Below are 13,892 nucleotides of genomic sequence, written 5' to 3'. Positions count from 1 at the left end.
AGGCATTTTTTGACTATAATAAAAGATACGGCAAACCGCCCGAAAAGGCCCAAAGCCGCAATAACCGATTGAAGAAAAGCAGGTGAAGGCATGAATCCAATTCTTCACATTTCCCGTCTCAGCGGAGGCTATCTGCCCGGAAAACCGATTCTACGCGATCTCGATATTACAGTCGGACAAGGTGAAATGGTCGGTCTGATCGGACTCAACGGAGCGGGAAAAAGCACGACCATCAAACACATCCTGGGACTTCTGAAGCCGCAGGAAGGCAGCGTCCGCATCCGTAACCGGACCTTGGAGGAAGATCCGCTCGGCTACCGGTCCTCGTATTCTTTCGTCCCGGAGTCTCCCGAATTGTACGATGATCTGACGATTGAAGAGCATTTGGAACTGACGGCGATGGCTTACGATATTCCGAAGGAAGCGTTCAAGGAACGCGCCGGCCGCCTGATGAGCGAGTTCCAGATGGAGCCCAAGCGCAAAAGCTTCCCCGGCCAGCTTTCCAAAGGGATGAAACAGAAGGTCATGATCATGAATGCGTTTCTTGTCGAGCCCGCGCTTTATGTCATTGACGAACCGTTCCTCGGCCTTGATCCGCTGGCGATGCGCTCTCTTCTCGACATTATGGCGGATTTCAAGAAAAAAGGCGCAAGCTTCCTGATCTGTTCCCACATCCTGGCCACGATCGAAAGATACTGCGACCGGTTCGTCGTTCTCCATCAGGGGAAAATTCTTGCCCAAGGCACGCTGGAAGAATTGAGACAACAGACTGGGCTGTCCGACGCGACGCTGGACGAGCTGTTCTATGAGCTGGTGCGGAGGAATCCGGCATGAACCAGCAAGCAGCCGTTCACAAAGAGGGCACGGCCGGGGCTGTCCGGCAGCTCTGGAAGCGCAGATTCGACCATTACCGGCAGGAAACGTCCCGCTACTGGGCTTATGTCGCAAGAAGCCAGTTTTTCGGTTTTCTTTTCCTGATTTTTATCGTTTCTTCCTATTATTATGCAAAAATCCTTCAGCAGCTTCCGACATCTTTTCCCTACATTTGGATCGTTCTGCTCCTCCTCGTTCCGGCTCTTGCGGCCGGCTCGGTGCGAACCCTTCTAAAGAATGCGGACCGGGTGTTTCTGCTTCCGCTGGAACCCGTTATGAACGTGTTCTTCCGGTCGGCTTTCCGCTACAGTTTGGGTATCCAGGCCGCACGATCCATCATTCTGATGCTGATTGCATGGCCTCTGTACAAACACTGCACGGGTACGGAAGGACAGCCTTTATGGCTGATGGCTGTTTTTGTTCTTCTAATAAAAACAGCCAACCTGCTCGGATCGTGGCAGGAAGGCCGTTTTTCATCACCAGTCTGGCGTCAGGTCTCGGCGGGGTACCGTTGGGTCGTAACCGCGGCCGTCGTATTCGCCTTGTTCGGTACGGGTCCGCTTCCGGGCGGGATCGTTCTCCTGGCAGGACTTGCCGTCTGGGCGGTCGTGTACAGGCTCGGGCCCGGACAACGGGTAATGGGCGTCGCCTGGGATTATCTCATCGACAACGACCGCAAGCAGCAGTACCGATTGTACTTGTTTTTCAGCGGCTTCGCCGATGTGCCGCAGCTCCCGGTACGGGTGAAGCAAAGACGATGGCTGGCGGGCATTACGAACCGGTATTCGTTCCGGTCTTCCTCGCTTTATCTGTATCTCTTCACGAAGACGTTCGTCCGCTCGGAGCTGCTCGGCATCATCGTTCGGATCACGCTTGTGGCAGGTCTGGCGGCCGCGGCCGTTCGATCCGTGCCGGTGGCCGCCGCCGTCTGCCTCGTGGCCATGTTCATTTCGCTGATTCAGCTTACCTCGCTGGAGCAGTCGCACCGCTACACGTTCTGGCTGCAGACCTATCCGGTAGATCCGCGCCGGAAAGTGGACGCCGTGGTGCGGATCATCAGCGCCGCCTTCGCTCTGCAGGGAATCATCTTTACCCTGCTGATGCTGTTAAGCGGATCGGGCGTCTATGCAGCCGCTCCGCTCGCGGGCCTCGCGCTCGGCCTCGTGCTTTGCGCCACGGTCATGAAGCGGAAATTTACCGCTTCATTTGAGGCCGAGTAGGCGCACGGCATTGTCCGTCGTCACCTTGGCGAGTTCCTCGAGGCTCATGCCGCGCAGCTCGGCGGCCGCCTCGGCAACGAGACGCACGTAGGACGTCTCGTTGCGCTTGCCCCGGAACGGATGCGGCGTCAAATAAGGCGCGTCCGTTTCGATGAGCAGGCGGTCAAGCGGTACCTGCTTCAGAACTTCCTTGGGCTGCTTGGCATTTTTGAACGTAATGGGCCCGCCGAAGGAAATATGAAAATTCATATCCAGGCACATCTTCGCCGTTTCCCAGCTTCCGGAATAGCAGTGCATAATGCCGCCGACTTCGGCGGCTTTTTCTTCTCTCAGGATATGGACGATATCTTGATGAGCCTCGCGGTTATGGATCACGATGGGAAGCCCGACCTTGCGTGCAAGGCGGATCTGCTCGCGGAATACTTTCGCCTGCACATCTTTCGGAGACGTATCCCAGTGATAATCCAGCCCGATCTCCCCGATCGCCACTACTTTCTCATGCTTGCACAGCTCTTCGATCCATTCAAGATCTCCCGGCCGCATATCCACGGCATCGGTAGGATGCCAGCCCACTGTCGACCATATGAAGTCGTACTTCTCGGCAAGCTCGATGGAAGAAGGAATGGTTTCGCGGTTAAACCCTACGTTAACGATCCGGGTCACACCGTTGTCCCAAGCCCTTTGAATAGCTTCATCACGGTCTTCGTTGAAAGCTTCATTGTTCATATGAGTATGAGTATCGGTCAGCATAACGGGAACTCCTTTTGTTTCGTCTGTTTTTTGAATTAGGCGTCGAACAGCTTCTTGCGGAGGGCCGCGGCCCTGCCGCCCTCTTTTTCAAACAACTCGGCGGGATAATAGATGCGGTGCTGTCCCATATGGATACCCGAGATCGATTTGACGATTTCGGAGCGTGCCGAAATTTCCGTCAGTTTATCCTGGGCGTCAAGCAGTAAAATAGGCTGTTTGTCTTCCTTGCCGGTATCGGGCCGGTACACGTCATATGACTGGTCCGACGGAAAATCCAGTTCCAGGTAATAATCGGCATCAAAACCGGCTTCCTCCAGAGCGTCCCGGAATTCCGTCAGCAGCTCTTTGTCCCACTCTTCCACGGCTGTGAATTTGAACAAGCGGCGGTGCAGAAAACGGCCCGACAAATCAGCCAGCACCGGGTCTTTTTCCATACTCCAATACATCAGCACCGTCTGCATCAAAGATTCGTCGAGGAGGAAATAATCCCCCAGTGACAGCTTCCCTTGGAAAAGATGAAGGATGGGCTCCGGCATAAATGTAAACGAGTAACCGTCTTCGAACAGCGCTTTGGCGCACTCCAGAACTTTCCCAAGCAAAATTTCCGCACTCCGGGTAACCGGATGAAAATAAACCTGCCAGTACATCTGGTAACGGGACATCAAATAATCTTCGACGGCATGCATCCCGCTCTCTTTTACGACAATTTTCCCTTTATAAGGCCGGACTACCCTCAAAATACGCTCCAGATCGAAAGTTCCGTAATTAACCCCGGTAAAATACGCGTCCCGCAGCAAATAATCCATCCGGTCGGCATCGAGCTGGGACGAAACAAGACTCGTTACAATCTCCTTGCGATACGTTTTGCAAATGACACCGGCAACATCATGAGCAAATGTCGGCGAGACCCTCGAAAGCACCTGATTCACTTCGCTGTCACCTAAAATGATCCGGCAGGACCAATTTTCGTGATTCGTTCCGAATACTTTTTCTATAGAGTGGGAAAACGGTCCGTGACCGACATCATGCAGCAGGGCGGCGCATAAGCAAAGCAGCCTTTCCTCTTCCGGCCAGTCCGCATACGAGTTTCTTTCAAACTGGGAAATAATTTTTCTCGTAATCTCGTAAACGCCAAGAGAGTGGGAAAAACGGCTGTGCTCCGCACCGTGAAAAGTCAGGAATGAAGTGCCCAGCTGGCGGATACGCCGCAACCGCTGAAATTCCTTGGTGTTGATGAGGTCCCAAACCGTACGGTCCTGCACATAAATATATTTATGGACAGGGTCTTTAAAAACTTTTTCTTCTATCATTTTTCCGCCTCCTTTTCGACATAAAAGCCGACTATTTGCTCATTTAAGCAAGTATTTTGTCGAATAATGTTACAGGTTATTTTCCAAACTAAGCGTTACTTGTCACATAAATAAAACAATTGTCACTTTAGAAGAAAGCGTTTAACCGCATAAGATCCACTTATTTTTAAGGGTTAGGAGGAATTCGGCACTTCACAAAGAATTCATTAAATATAAAAACTGCAATTAGAGACCAATTTTGGGTTGACTATTTTGGGAATGCTTGGTATCATGAATATCGAAAACTATGTCGAATAATGACGATTAATTATTTCAGTAGATTGGAAGGAGCTTTTATATATGATGAAATCCACAGGTATTGTAAGAAAAGTCGACGAATTGGGGCGTGTCGTTATTCCAATCGAACTTCGCCGCACACTTGGTATCGGTGAAAAAGACGCGCTTGAGATTTATGTAGACGGCGAGCGCATCATGCTCAAGAAGTATGAGCCTGCTTGTATTTTCTGCGGCAACGCTGAAAATGTGACTTATTTCAAAGGAAAAATTGTTTGTCACGAATGTTTAAATGAAATGCCAATACCTGTGACAAAATAAGAAAAATAGTATATAATAAGAACTAGCAAAGTTCCCATTGGTAATTCTAACCTTTTTCATATCTCCTCTACGTCTCTGATCCCGGCGGACCACCGTCACGGATTAGGGACATTTTTTTGTCTGGAGGAATGAAAAAGCTTTTCAGATACGAGCTGCACGAACGCCCGGATATTGAGCAGCAGCAAGAAGCCTTGAAGAGCTTCCTCGTATAAAACCCCGCCGGATGTCAGGTGTCCCTGATACGGACGAAGTGCCCCGGACGGAGCAGCTGCCACTTAATACCTATGCTTTATTTGAGGCGGTGGTGGAAGCGAAAAATCTTTGATCGGCATAAGCCTATCCGCGTTTCTGATAGCTTAGGCGACAATAGCCCAGATTACGCACCGCGTGCTTCCCGCACCCCCGTGCAAAATCACAGAACGATGGCTAATCATCTTTACCCCGATCTCAGCATGATTTCCCTCGCCGCGTGAGACTCAATTCTGAAGCAGTTCGTTGTAGACGTCCCGCTTCGGAAGCCCCCTGTCGGAAGCGGTCTTTTTGATCGCTTCCTTCTTGTTAAGCCCCTGCTCCATGTAATGGGCGGCATGCGCCTCCAGCGAAAGCTCCTTCCACCATGCGGCTTCCGCTTCCGCCGTTTCGGCCGCGCTGCGTCCCTCCACGAGGACGACGTACTCGCCTTGAGGCGGATGCTCGCCGAGATGGGCCAGCGCGCCGCTGATCCGGCCGCGTCCGAACTCCTCGTAGCGCTTCGTCAATTCGCGCGCCAGGCAGATCTCCCGATCCCCCCATGATTCGAGCATTTGCTCGAGCGTACGGACAACCCGATGGGGGGATTCGTAGAACAGCAGCGTGCCCTGCGCAGGCGCCAGCCGCGCCAGCTCCCGCTGCTGATCTTTCTTATCGCGCGGCAGGAATCCGATGAAAGTAAATTCATCGGTAGGGAGCCCTGAAGCGATAAGGGCCGACAAGGCCGCGTTCGCTCCGGGGACCGGCACGACCCTGACTCCGGCTTCAATTGCGAGCCGGACCAAATCGTGCCCCGGATCGGAGATCGCCGGCAGCCCCGCATCGCTGACGAGCGCGACGGTCTGCCCCTCGCTCATGAGCCGGACCAGCTCCGGGCCGCTCGCCTGCTTGTTGTGCTCGTGATAGCTGACGAGCCTCCCGGAAATGTCGAAGTGAGTCAGCAGCTTGCGGGTCTGGCGCGTATCCTCCGCGGCGATTAGGTCCGCTTCCTTGAGGATGCGGACGGCCCGGAAGGTCATGTCTTCGAGATTGCCGATCGGAGTACCGACCAGATAGAGCATCCCGGCCCCGGCCGTCTTCTCCGGTTCCCGGCTGCGGCCCCTTCCCTTAACCTGTTCCGGCGGAGATAAGCTGGCATCTCGGTCCTTATCTTTGCCGGTTGCTTCGGCATCGGCCTGCTTTTCCAGGTTCAGTGAATCTTTCGGTTCCGACGGTGCTTGTTCCTTTATTTTATCTGCCCCGTACTCTGTACCAACCGCGACCGCAGCGGCCGCATCTCCCTCCTTCCCGATTTGGCGCTGATCGTCTTTCTTCATTATATAGCTTCGCTGTATGTTAAAATTCATGCCGGTTATCCTCTGTTTCTTTCGTCGTTTTCCGGGGCTTTTTGCCCGCCTGGTTCCAGCTCACTCTTCTCCCCGTAAAATACGGCATGGAGTTCGCCGCAGTATCGTCCGCCTTCCTCGTGAACGAAGAGCGGCGGAAGAGTCCGCATATCCGCTTTGCCGTCACGGATGCCTTCGATCAGTACCATCATCGCTTCTTCTCCCTGCCTCGGATGAACGAAACGTACTCTTTTGGGCTCGACACGATACTGTCTCATCCATGTGCAAATATCGACCAGCCGGTTCGGCCGGTGTACCATGGCCATCTTGCCTCCGGCTTTGAGCAGTTTAGCCGAAGAGGCCACCACGTCCTCCAGGGTACAGAAAAGCTCGTGCCTTGCGGCAGCTACGTGCTCGTTACGGTTTTGTTCGCCCGCCGGGACCGGCAAATAGGGCGGGTTGACCGTCACCAGATCATACTGCGAAGCTCCCAGCGTCCGGTGAATCTGCTTGAGATCGGCATGTACCATGTGAAGCCTTTCCTGTAAACCGTTCAGCTCAATATTGCGCTTCCCCATACCTGCCAAGCGCTCCTGGATTTCCACGCCCCAGATCTCGCCCGCGGCTGTTCTTGTAGATAACAGAAGGGGGATGACTCCGTTGCCGGAGCACAGATCCACAATTTTGCCCCGTGGGGGTACCGTGCAGAACCTTGCCAATAAAACCGCATCCAAAGAAAAAGCAAATACTTCTTCGCTTTGGATGATTTTCAAATCATGTGTCAGCAGATCATCGATCCGCTCCGTTTCATGCAGTGCAACCTGCAAGCGGACTCCTCCTTTATTTTAACCGGAATTCTCATATGGAAAAAACCGTAGAGAAAAATTCCCTACGGCTTACGTTATTTATTTAAGAAAGACAGGCAGAACAAACAGTCTCCTTCCGTCCGCAAGTGTCCGTAATAGACATTGCAGATATGGAAGCCTTCATAATACAGACGGGCCAGGTTGTCGTATCCTTCGCCGATTACAGGCTCAATGCCTTTCTCGGGTTCGGAGTCCGTCTCCTCGGCATCCCCCTGCTTCAGCAATTTGCGAAGCTGTTGATTTTCCATCATCAGCCTTTGGTTATCCTCAAGCAAAGAAATGATGGTTTTCTTCAAATCGCCAAGCTCTGCGTATGCTTTTCCGATCTGCTCTTCCAAACCGTCGATTTGCGCAAACATTTCATGTTTCTCCACTGTCTCACCTCAAGTAACGCTTCCCGCATCCGTTAACTAATCTTGCTCCGCTACATCGTCAAAAGGAAGATCCATTATTTTGCCGATATCGTACAGCTGAACCTTGCAAGTTTTTTCGTTCATGTTCAGTGAAAGCACCTTGCCGTTGCCAAGTGAAGTAATCACATAAGTTCCTACGGAAGGCACGCTGTCTTTGGCGCTCTCGTAGTTGTCATGCTCGAACTTCAGGCAGCACATAAGCCGGCCGCACAATCCGGAAATTTTGGTCGGATTCAGGGACAGGTTCTGGTCCTTGGCCATCTTGATCGACACCGGCTCGAAATCTCCCAGGAAAGAAGAACAGCACAAGATTCGGCCGCACGGTCCGATTCCGCCCAGCATTTTGGCCTCGTCCCGCACCCCGATTTGACGGAGTTCGATACGCGTTCTGAAAATGCTCGCCAAGTCCTTAACCAGCTCCCGGAAGTCCACCCTTCCCTCAGCCGTAAAATAAAAAATAATTTTATTCCGGTCAAATGTATATTCCACGTCCACCAGCTTCATTTTTAGCTGATGATCCTTGATTTTATTCAAACAAATCCCGAAAGCATCTTTGGCCGCCTTCTTGTTCTCTTCAACAAGCTGGGCATCAGTCGGATTCGCAATCCGGATGACTTTCTTGAGCGGAAGGACAACGTCGTTCTCTTGAACGGTTTTCTTTCCGATGACCACTCTACCATATTCGATGCCTCTGGCGGTCTCAACGATTACGGCGTTCTCTTGTTCCACAGGAAGGTCAATGGGATCAAAATAATACACCTTGCCCGCCTTTTTGAAGCGGACACCTACGACGGAATACATGTTACACCCCCTGTATGTCCACTAGCATTTTCTCGACAACCAGCTGCGGATTGGCATTGAACCGGAGCCGTTTTTGAAGTTCAACCGCACGGGCCAGCAAACGCACCCAATCCCCGGTTTCCCTCTTGAACGACAGCGGCCCCATCCAGTCCATCTGGTCGATATATACGAAATTTTCCTTGCGACCGATTCGCAGGGAAACCATGTCTTTCAACCATAAAATCATGAGATCGAAAAGCAGAGCCGTATGATCGGCCAGCCCGGCTTTGATCCACTTCTGCTGCAGCGTAACAAAGGAAGACGGATAGCGTGTCAGCGTTTCCCTCAACAATTGTATCATTGTGCCGCGGATTTCGGCAAACCCATTTGTCTGAATCATTTCTTTGGCCGCTTGGATGCCGGCCGTCAGATGAATGGCAGGCTGCACCAGGGCAGCAGGGTGACCTTCTTCCAGCAGAACTCTCGCCATCTCGCCCCGGGGCATAGGTGTAAATGAAATCCATTGGGAACGGGACTGGATGGTCGGCAGCAGAGCATGTCCATTCTCGGTAATGAGTACCGCAACCACTTTCGAATTCGGTTCTTCCAAAAACTTAAGCAGGCTGTTGGCAGCCTGAACGGTCATTTTCTCCGCCTGGTTCAGAATATAAATCTTCGTGCCCGAACCGGCGGAACGATAGGCAAACTGCTTCTGCAGCTCGCGAATCTGGTCAATCTTGATGGAAGCCCCATCGGGCTCGATTCTGTATAGATCCGGATGGTTGCCATGCTCGACCTTCCTGCACTCCAGACATTCCCCGCAGGCGTCATCCTTCAGGTTCGTGCAGTAGATCGCTTTCGCCAGCATAAGGGCCGTCTGCTTCCTCCCCGTACCTACCGGACCGCTGAATATATAAGCGTGCGATATTCTATCCTGCCGCAAGCCGCTTTGCAATATGCGCTTGGCCGTTTCCTGGCCTGGGATCGTTTGAAAAGACATTTGTATATTCTCCACTGCCTTTAAAATAAAAAGTGGATCAGCATGCCTCGTATTTCGCCTATCCGCTGCAAAATTTCCAGCCGTCCCTGCTCCGTTTCAAGCAGATCGTCCGCCATGCCGAGCAGTGCGCCGTCTACTTCCTCCAGCAGCTTATACCTCTTCGTCCGGCCTCTCCGGTCCCATCCGCGAGTTTCACGCAAGCCGACGCCCTGACGGGCCGTTTCCTCCAGAAACTGCTTGATCAGCAGCTTGTACTGCCGGAGCTCCCGCAGCGTCATGGATCTGGAAAGACGGTCACCCTGGAGCCCGATCTGCTGAAGCATCCGGTTAAGCTGCTCCATGGTGACCTTCTCGTCATGCTTGAGCATAAAGGCGGAAAAGTCTTTGGGAGGCGTTTGAAGAGTAGGCGCCGTTTCAGGGACTTTTACGTTCTTACCGATCGGCTGCCACCCCGGGTTGATTTTCAAGCTTCATGCTCCCCTTTTGTTGCGTATTGGCGGGTACCGTCGGTCGGTTCCTGCCGGTTTAGAAGTGCTCAAAACGTTCGACCGGAAGCAGGAATACGGCGGCACCGCCGACCTGTACTTCAACCGGGAACGGAATATATGAATCTGTCGTACCGCCCATCGGCGATACCGGCGTCACAAGCTGATCACGGACTTTGCAGTTAGCCTTGATCACTTTGAAAACTTCCGGAACCCGCTCATCCTCGATACCGATCATGAACGTCGTGTTGCCCGCACGCAGAAAACCGCCGGTACTGGCCAACTTGGTTGCACGGAACCCTTCCTTGATCAAAGCATTGGAAAGACGATTGCTGTCTTTGTCTTGAACAACGGCGATTACGAGTTTCATCGCAGATCCCCCTCTTTCATTATACCTCAGGCTTTGGAAAAAAGACACGATCTAACAGTTGTTTACAATCCTGCAAAATATCACGGGCGATTTCGTCCTGCGTGCGGTCCGCATTAATCAGACAAATCCGCTGCGGATTTTGTTCCAGGATCTTCATAAACCCTTCCCGGACGCGGGTATGATACGCTTCGCCCTTCTGTTCGATCCGGTCAAGGCCTTCTCCGCCGGCTGACTGAGTCCTTGCCAACAGCCTGCGGCGGCTCGTTTCAACCGGAACATCCAGCAAGTACGTACGCGTGGGCTCCAGGCCCCCGGTCGCGAAACGGTTAATCGCCGCTACCTCTTCCAGGCCGATTCCGAGTCCGTAAGACTGGTAGGCCAGACTCGCGTCGACAAAACGGTCGCAAAGCACGATCCGGTTCGCCTTCAGCGCCGGTAGAATCAATTCCCGGACGTGCTGGGCACGAGATGCGGCATAGAGCAGAACTTCCGTATGGTCCGCCATCTCCTTGTAGTCCGGCGTAAGAACAAGACTGCGTATGTGGTCGCTGATCGGTGTGCCTCCCGGCTCCCGGGTTACGACTGTATCATATCCGAGCGCCTGCAGCGATTCGGCCAATCTACGCAGCTGCGTCGTTTTGCCCGAGCCGTCAGGACCCTCGAATGTAAGAAATAGTTCTTTCACATTACCCTCCTAAAAATGAAAACGAAACCAACCTTCAGGCCGGAAGTTATTCTATGTTGCTTTCACGGGTATCTTCCGGAGTATCCGTCAGTACCTTCAGACAGCCCTTCGCCGCCTCACGGCTTCCATGAAATCTCGCTCCCGAATCGGCCAGCCGCTTAAGCTCGGCCGCCGTATCCTCTTGAATAAGCTCTCCAGGATACAGCAAAGGAATTCCGGGCGGATAGGGGATCACCATTTCAGCGGATCTTTTACCGGCGGAATTCTTAATCGGCATGATGCATACAGACTCCTGTACACGGTCCTTCCTGTCTCGGGTAACGGGTATGTTCATGGGAACGGGTTTGGAAACGGAGTTAAGAAGAGGCTCATACATACTATTCGGGCTGGTGCCCGGAAGTTCCTGCTTATTTGTCAAGTATTCCTCGGAAATGACTGCGCAAGCTTTCAAAGCTCTCTCCGCATCTTCTATTGTCGAGACAGGCGTCAGCAGAAGCAGAACGGCTTTATCCGCGGCGAGCTCCACAAAACATCCGGCTTCTTCCAAAAGTCCCTGCAGCTCTGAGCCGCTCAGCGTTCCTGTCCCGTCATAGATCGTTACTTTGAAAGGATCCAGGTGCTCATAGGCGGCTTGTCCTGACTGATGTTTCAACTGCCGGAAACCGTACAGATCCTCCAGCCCTTCACGAAGACTCTGAACGGCTTTTAATCCTCTTTCGACGAGCTTCTTCCCGTTGAGATGCATCTGTCTCCTCGCCAAATCCAGAGAAGCCATGATCGGGTAGGACGGGCTCGAACTTTGGAGCATCGAAAGCAGCATGCGTATTCTTTCCCGGTCCAGCCGGTCATGCCGGAGATGAAGCATCGCCCCCATCGTCATCGCCGTGAGCATTTTGTGGGTGGACTGGACCACGGCATCGGCGCCGCAGGCAAGCGCGTTCTCCGGCAGCGCCGGGTGAAAGCCGTAATGCGCCCCATGCGCCTCATCCACCAGCAGCGGCAGGCCGTGCCGGTGCATCAGATCGGCATAGGGGCGCAAATTCACTCCCATTCCGAAATAGTTCGGATTGGTCAGCAGCAGCCCCTTCGCCTCCGGATACCGGGAGAGCGCGTCTTCGACGTCGCTCAGCCTGACGGAGGCGGGTATACCGCTTTCCCCGTCGGTCCGCGGGGAAATAAAAACCGCGTGCGCGCCGGCCAGCATTAATCCGTGAAGCACGGATTTGTGGGCGTTGCGCTGCACGAGAAGAATGTCGCCGGGCCCGCACAGCGACATGATCATGGCCAGGTTGCCGGCCGTACTGCCGCCAACGAGAAAAAACGTCTCCTCCGCCCCGAAACAATCCGCCGCGAGCGCCTGTGCCTCGCGGATCGCCTCTTCGGGTTGGTGGAGATCGTCCAGGCCGCTGATCTCGGTATAGTCGAGCGCCATCAGCGGCCCAAAAAAAGGAGCGGCCTCTCGGTCCGCTCCCCTGCCTGATTTATGACCGGGTACGTGGAAACTGGCCGGTCTTCGTTCATAATGCTCCCTCATTTTTTCAAAAAGGGGCGCGTTTTCGCGATTTGGCATATCCAAGCATCCTTTGAAATCCTATATTCATGAAGTAAATTAAGCATACCTGTCAGCCGTCCAGAAAATCAAGGCATATTTAACGCATCATTCTTACTGCGCCCGAACTCAGGCGTTTTGCTTATAAAAAATCTGCTTTAACTGGCGGATAAAAAAAGAATATTTAACATCCATCACATCGGTGCGCACAATTTCAGCCTCGCAAGCATCACAGATAAATTCCGAAGCGATCTGAATGCCTTCCTGCTTTTCTTCTCCGCACACGATACATTTCACCAGAACCGGGTCTTCCATACGGATCACCTCTACTTTTTTTCCTATTAGCAGTATGTCCGGTTTACGATTCTTTTAGACGCAAAAGAAAGGTTGCAAGCACGCTACGGTGCCTTCGCTCCACGAAATGCGGGGTTCGGCGGTTTTGCCTGCGCGCAAAGCTTCCATTACAGCAAGCTTTCTCCCCTTTAATCTTTAAAAACCGCAGCTTTAAATCCGATATAGATAGAGTACCCTACTTATGAGATACTGACTAGGACAACAGACGGTTTATACGGAGGCTTTCCAATTTGAAAAACAACACTTCCAGCGATGCGATTATCTACACCTACACCCTTCTTCGGCGAATACCGCATCATCTCCTGCTGCTCGGCGTTTATTACGCGTTTGCCGCGGTATGGACGGTTAAAGCCCTGCTGACAAACAGCTTGCTTTCTTTATGTCTCGGCTATATTTTCGTTCAACTTCTTCATATGCTGGCAATACGCGGGTATCTGCATTTTGTGAGAAAAGCGGAGCCTCAAGGCTGGTCTTTCCGGTTTGCTCATTTTTGGACGGGCTATATTCCTGATCAGTACGTGATGCTGCGGTCTTTCGTCCGTCTTCACCTGCATCTTCTGATCTCGGGCTTCGCCGGTATACTGCTTCTGTATCCTTGGCTCACCGCTCCGGCCTTGTCCAATATCTTGTTTGTGCACCTGTGGATTTTAGGAGGACGGTTTTATATGTTTCTGATGTTCCGGAAACAATACCAGGTCGGCTGGCTGCGTCTCCGTGCTAATGAAACATCATGCTACAAGCAGTAAGTTTCGTACCTGACTGCCTAGTATCTCTCTGGAAACAAAATTGGTAAAAATGCATCTCAAAAATGGAAATTATCAATTTCAGAAATGGAAAATATATCGTGATGGGCGGCTAACGTCATGCGACGCCCCACCCGTTTGGGGGACTGCGCGGCACATAAAGATCGGATCCGAGGTTCTATCCTTGACCGGTCTTTTTTCATACCATCTTGAATTTATCTTTAAACAGCAAAAAACCTTTTCGAATTGGAGTTCGAAAAGGTTTTATTCGTGCTTGGCAACGTCCTACTCTCCCAGGACCCTTCGGTCCAAGTACCATCGGCGCT

Annotated in this window: 16 protein-coding genes; 4 read left to right on the top strand and 12 right to left on the bottom strand. The window is 52.4% G+C overall.

Annotated features, from left to right (window positions below; genetic code table 11):
* Positions 1-90: 90 nt before the first annotated feature.
* Entirely contained in the window at positions 91-834 is a 744-nt protein-coding gene (locus C4S74_RS24275) for an ABC transporter ATP-binding protein (RefSeq protein WP_103997903.1), read from the top strand.
* Positions 831-2,093, top strand: a complete 1,263-nt coding sequence (locus C4S74_RS24270) for an ABC transporter permease (RefSeq protein ID WP_103997902.1) — start codon at positions 831-833, stop codon at positions 2,091-2,093. Before C4S74_RS24275 ends, C4S74_RS24270 begins: the two co-directional genes overlap by 4 nt.
* Here C4S74_RS24270 and C4S74_RS24265 read toward each other — a convergent pair.
* Together C4S74_RS24265 and C4S74_RS24260 are read right to left on the bottom strand one after the other, a co-directional pair.
* On the bottom strand, positions 2,076-2,843 hold the full coding sequence (locus tag C4S74_RS24265; RefSeq protein WP_103997901.1) for a TatD family hydrolase: 768 nt from the start codon (positions 2,841-2,843) through the stop codon (positions 2,076-2,078). The two genes, C4S74_RS24270 and C4S74_RS24265, sit on opposite strands and share 18 nt — an antisense overlap.
* Positions 2,844-2,878: 35 nt before the next feature.
* On the bottom strand, positions 2,879-4,153 hold the full coding sequence (locus C4S74_RS24260) for an HD domain-containing protein (protein ID WP_103997900.1): 1,275 nt from the start codon (positions 4,151-4,153) through the stop codon (positions 2,879-2,881).
* A 339-nt stretch (positions 4,154-4,492) separates the two neighbouring features.
* On the opposite strand from C4S74_RS24260, the gene C4S74_RS24255 reads away from it, so the two are divergent.
* The gene (locus tag C4S74_RS24255; RefSeq protein ID WP_009671874.1) at positions 4,493-4,747 is read left to right on the top strand and encodes an AbrB/MazE/SpoVT family DNA-binding domain-containing protein; all 255 of its coding nucleotides are present in this window, start codon (positions 4,493-4,495) and stop codon (positions 4,745-4,747) included.
* Between the two features lie 476 nt (positions 4,748-5,223).
* Here C4S74_RS24255 and rsmI read toward each other — a convergent pair whose 3' ends face one another.
* The 10 genes from rsmI to C4S74_RS24205 form a co-directional block, all read right to left on the bottom strand.
* The gene (gene rsmI / locus C4S74_RS24250; protein WP_103997899.1) at positions 5,224-6,342 is read right to left on the bottom strand and encodes a 16S rRNA (cytidine(1402)-2'-O)-methyltransferase; all 1,119 of its coding nucleotides are present in this window, start codon (positions 6,340-6,342) and stop codon (positions 5,224-5,226) included.
* 5 nt (positions 6,343-6,347) lie between these two features.
* Complete coding sequence (locus C4S74_RS24245) at positions 6,348-7,148, bottom strand: tRNA1(Val) (adenine(37)-N6)-methyltransferase (protein ID WP_103997898.1); 801 nt, start codon at positions 7,146-7,148, stop codon at positions 6,348-6,350.
* A gap of 74 nt (positions 7,149-7,222) precedes the next feature.
* Positions 7,223-7,561 carry a DNA replication initiation control protein YabA gene (gene yabA / locus C4S74_RS24240; protein WP_103997897.1) on the bottom strand — a complete coding sequence of 113 codons (339 nt, stop codon included), beginning with the start codon at positions 7,559-7,561 and terminating at the stop codon, positions 7,223-7,225.
* A gap of 36 nt (positions 7,562-7,597) precedes the next feature.
* Positions 7,598-8,401 carry a stage 0 sporulation family protein gene (locus tag C4S74_RS24235; protein ID WP_016424270.1) on the bottom strand — a complete coding sequence of 268 codons (804 nt, stop codon included), beginning with the start codon at positions 8,399-8,401 and terminating at the stop codon, positions 7,598-7,600.
* A gap of 1 nt (position 8,402) precedes the next feature.
* Positions 8,403-9,380 carry a DNA polymerase III subunit delta' gene (gene holB / locus C4S74_RS24230; protein WP_103997896.1) on the bottom strand — a complete coding sequence of 326 codons (978 nt, stop codon included), beginning with the start codon at positions 9,378-9,380 and terminating at the stop codon, positions 8,403-8,405.
* 20 nt (positions 9,381-9,400) lie between these two features.
* Positions 9,401-9,847, bottom strand: a complete 447-nt coding sequence (locus C4S74_RS24225; RefSeq protein ID WP_103997895.1) for a YaaR family protein — start codon at positions 9,845-9,847, stop codon at positions 9,401-9,403.
* 58 nt (positions 9,848-9,905) lie between these two features.
* Entirely contained in the window at positions 9,906-10,235 is a 330-nt protein-coding gene (locus C4S74_RS24220; protein ID WP_009671881.1) for a cyclic-di-AMP receptor, read from the bottom strand.
* Positions 10,236-10,254: 19 nt separating this feature from the next.
* Positions 10,255-10,920, bottom strand: coding sequence for a dTMP kinase (gene tmk / locus C4S74_RS24215; RefSeq protein WP_103997894.1), 666 nt, complete (start codon positions 10,918-10,920; stop codon positions 10,255-10,257).
* A gap of 46 nt (positions 10,921-10,966) precedes the next feature.
* Positions 10,967-12,490: an aminotransferase class I/II-fold pyridoxal phosphate-dependent enzyme gene (locus tag C4S74_RS24210; protein WP_103997893.1), complete on the bottom strand. Its 1,524-nt coding sequence runs from the start codon at positions 12,488-12,490 to the stop codon at positions 10,967-10,969.
* 108 nt (positions 12,491-12,598) lie between these two features.
* Positions 12,599-12,784 carry a sigma factor G inhibitor Gin gene (locus tag C4S74_RS24205; protein ID WP_009671897.1) on the bottom strand — a complete coding sequence of 62 codons (186 nt, stop codon included), beginning with the start codon at positions 12,782-12,784 and terminating at the stop codon, positions 12,599-12,601.
* A gap of 269 nt (positions 12,785-13,053) precedes the next feature.
* On the opposite strand from C4S74_RS24205, the gene C4S74_RS24200 reads away from it, so the two are divergent.
* Positions 13,054-13,569 carry a hypothetical protein gene (locus C4S74_RS24200; RefSeq protein ID WP_103997892.1) on the top strand — a complete coding sequence of 172 codons (516 nt, stop codon included), beginning with the start codon at positions 13,054-13,056 and terminating at the stop codon, positions 13,567-13,569.
* Positions 13,570-13,892 lie beyond the last annotated feature (323 nt).

Origin of the sequence: Paenibacillus sp. UNC499MF (assembly GCF_900107975.1) — a bacterium.
Taxonomy (GTDB): domain Bacteria; phylum Bacillota; class Bacilli; order Paenibacillales; family NBRC-103111; genus Paenibacillus_F.
This window is presented reverse-complemented; position numbering and strand designations above follow the sequence as displayed.

Excerpts from the sequence above, each read along its gene's own strand:
- C4S74_RS24205 (WP_009671897.1), bottom strand. The coding sequence starts at position 12,784 with ATGGAAGACCCGGTTCTGGTGAAATGTATCGTGTGCGGAGAAGAAAAG.
- C4S74_RS24220 (WP_009671881.1), bottom strand. The coding sequence starts at position 10,235 with ATGAAACTCGTAATCGCCGTTGTTCAAGACAAAGACAGCAATCGTCTT.
- C4S74_RS24265 (WP_103997901.1), bottom strand. The coding sequence starts at position 2,843 with ATGCTGACCGATACTCATACTCATATGAACAATGAAGCTTTCAACGAA.
- rsmI (WP_103997899.1), bottom strand. The coding sequence starts at position 6,342 with ATGAATTTTAACATACAGCGAAGCTATATAATGAAGAAAGACGATCAG.
- C4S74_RS24270 (WP_103997902.1), top strand. The coding sequence starts at position 831 with ATGAACCAGCAAGCAGCCGTTCACAAAGAGGGCACGGCCGGGGCTGTC.
- C4S74_RS24260 (WP_103997900.1), bottom strand. The coding sequence starts at position 4,153 with ATGATAGAAGAAAAAGTTTTTAAAGACCCTGTCCATAAATATATTTAT.
- C4S74_RS24255 (WP_009671874.1), top strand. The coding sequence starts at position 4,493 with ATGATGAAATCCACAGGTATTGTAAGAAAAGTCGACGAATTGGGGCGT.
- C4S74_RS24275 (WP_103997903.1), top strand. The coding sequence starts at position 91 with ATGAATCCAATTCTTCACATTTCCCGTCTCAGCGGAGGCTATCTGCCC.
- holB (WP_103997896.1), bottom strand. The coding sequence starts at position 9,380 with ATGTCTTTTCAAACGATCCCAGGCCAGGAAACGGCCAAGCGCATATTG.
- C4S74_RS24235 (WP_016424270.1), bottom strand. The coding sequence starts at position 8,401 with ATGTATTCCGTCGTAGGTGTCCGCTTCAAAAAGGCGGGCAAGGTGTAT.
- C4S74_RS24210 (WP_103997893.1), bottom strand. The coding sequence starts at position 12,490 with ATGCCAAATCGCGAAAACGCGCCCCTTTTTGAAAAAATGAGGGAGCAT.